The sequence below is a fragment of the Sphingomonas rubra genome (assembly GCF_900115745.1).
In the GTDB taxonomy this organism is placed as follows: Bacteria; Pseudomonadota; Alphaproteobacteria; order Sphingomonadales; family Sphingomonadaceae; genus Sphingomonas; species Sphingomonas rubra.
The window spans coordinates 1-2,500 of record NZ_FOXP01000003.1 but is presented as its reverse complement, the minus strand read 5'-3'; the positions used below and the strand labels follow the sequence as shown (position 1 = coordinate 2,500).

Here is a 2,500-nt window from a genome sequence, read left to right as displayed (position 1 = left end):
AACGTTGAAAAGTTACCGGATGAGTTGTGTTTAGGGGTGAAAGGCCAATCAAGCCGGGAAATAGCTGGTTCTCCGCGAAAACTATTGAGGTAGTGCCTCGGATGGACACCCTAGGGGGTAGAGCACTGGATGGATGCGGGGGTCGCGAGATCTACCAACTCTAACCAAACTCCGAATACCTAGGAGTGATATCCGGGAGACAGACGGCGGGTGCTAAGGTCCGTCGTCAAAAGGGAAACAGCCCTGACCTACAGCTAAGGTCCCCAAGTCACGTCTAAGTGGGAAAGCATGTGGAAATCCCAAAACAACCAGGAGGTTGGCTTAGAAGCAGCCATCCTTTAAAGAAAGCGTAACAGCTCACTGGTCTAAACAAGGGTTTCTGCGGCGAAGATGTAACGGGGCTCAAGACGTGCACCGAAGCTTAGGGTGTGGATTTATCCACGCGGTAGCGGAGCGTTCCGTAGGCCTGCGAAGCGATCTGGTAATGGGTCGTGGAGGTATCGGAAGTGCGAATGCAGACATGAGTAGCGATAAAGAGGGTGAGATGCCCTCTCGCCGAAAGACCAAGGGTTCCTGCGCAAGGCTAATCCGCGCAGGGTGAGCCGGCCCCTAAGACGAGCCCGAAGGGGGTAGTCGATGGGAACCACGTTAATATTCGTGGGCCTGGTGGTGTGTGACGGATCTCGTGTGTTGTTCAGCCTTATTGGATTGGCTGGGCTTCGAAGAGGTTCCAGGAAATAGCCCCACCGTATAGACCGTACCCGAAACCGACACAGGTGGTCAGGTAGAGTATACCAAGGCGCTTGAGAGAAGTGTCCTGAAGGAACTCGGCAAATTGCCTCCGTACCTTCGGAAGAAGGAGGCCCTCACTAAGCGCAAGCTTTATGAGGGGGCACAGGCCAGGGGGTAGCGACTGTTTAGCAAAAACACAGGGCTCTGCTAAGTCGGCTTCAAGACGACGTATAGGGCCTGACGCCTGCCCGGTGCCTGAAGGTTAAGTGGAGGGGTGCAAGCTCTGAAATGAAGCCCAGGTAAACGGCGGCCGTAACTATAACGGTCCTAAGGTAGCGAAATTCCTTGTCGGGTAAGTTCCGACCTGCACGAATGGCGTAACGACTTCCCCACTGTCTCCAGGACATGCTCAGCGAAATTGAATTCCCCGTGAAGATGCGGGGTACCCGCGGTTAGACGGAAAGACCCCGTGCACCTTTACTGCAGCTTCAGAGTGGCATTAGGAAGGAACTGTGTAGCATAGGTGGGAGGCTTTGAAGCATTGGCGCCAGCTGATGTGGAGCCGTAGGTGAAATACCACCCTGTTGTTTTCTGATGTCTAACTTCGCACCGTGAAACCGGTGCAAGGACCCTCTGTGGCGGGTAGTTTGACTGGGGCGGTCGCCTCCTAAAGAGTAACGGAGGCGCGCGATGGTGGGCTCAGGCCGGTTGGAAACCGGCTGCAAGAGTGCAATGGCATAAGCCCGCCTGACTGCGAGACTGACAAGTCGAGCAGAGACGAAAGTCGGTCATAGTGATCCGGTGGTCCCTCGTGGAAGGGCCATCGCTCAACGGATAAAAGGTACGCCGGGGATAACAGGCTGATAACCCCCAAGAGCTCATATCGACGGGGTTGTTTGGCACCTCGATGTCGGCTCATCACATCCTGGGGCTGGAGCAGGTCCCAAGGGTTTGGCTGTTCGCCAATTAAAGTGGTACGTGAGCTGGGTTCAGAACGTCGCGAGACAGTTTGGTCCCTATCTGCCGTGGGCGTCGAAATTTGAGAGGAGTTGACCCTAGTACGAGAGGACCGGGTTGAACGTACCTCTGGTGTACCTGTCGTCGTGCCAACGGCGCAGCAGGGTAGCTATGTACGGACGGGATAACCGCTGAAAGCATCTAAGCGGGAAGCCTCCCTCGAGATAAGATTTCTCAGAGCGGTCGAAGACCACGACCTTGATAGATCGGATGTGGAAGCGCGGTAACGCGTGAAGCTAACCGATACTAATCGCTCTATTCGCGCTTGAGAGTGCCACACCACCAACATCAGCACCGGACACAAACCGGACTGGGTGGGATGATGACCTCCAACCAGATTATACAACACCGTGCACGGCATCGATTTGAACCAGCCCCCGAGGGAACGCTCCTCGCCACCCGTGGCGACCGGCATCCCCCCTCAGGGCTCTCATGAAGTACCACTTCATGAGAATATCTCACGCGCTCCATTGCCTGGTGGCTATAGCGTCGGTGTCCCACCCGATCCCATCCCGAACTCGGCCGTGAAACCCGACTGCGCCAATGGTACTATCGCTCAAGCGATGGAAGAGTAGGTCGTCGCCAGGCATTGCAGCCCGTGAGAGAACAAGAACCCATTCACATTCCCCCGACAAACCGTCGGGAACTGGGGCAACATGCCCCCGTCGCGGGGTGGAGCAGCCCGGTAGCTCGTCAGGCTCATAACCTGAAGGTCACAGGTTCAAATCCTGTCCCCGCAACCAAATAACAC

Annotated in this window: 1 tRNA gene and 2 rRNA genes (1 of these 3 cut by a window edge); all 3 read left to right on the top strand. The window is 55.8% G+C overall.

Annotated elements, in window-relative coordinates:
• Positions 1–2,019: ribosomal RNA gene (locus BM145_RS04430) — 23S ribosomal RNA — on the top strand (it extends 800 nt beyond the left edge of the window).
• Positions 2,020–2,222: 203 nt separating this feature from the next.
• Positions 2,223–2,337, top strand: a 5S ribosomal RNA gene (rrf, locus tag BM145_RS04425).
• Between the two features lie 78 nt (positions 2,338–2,415).
• Positions 2,416–2,492 (top strand) — tRNA-Met (locus tag BM145_RS04420).
• Positions 2,493–2,500 lie beyond the last annotated feature (8 nt).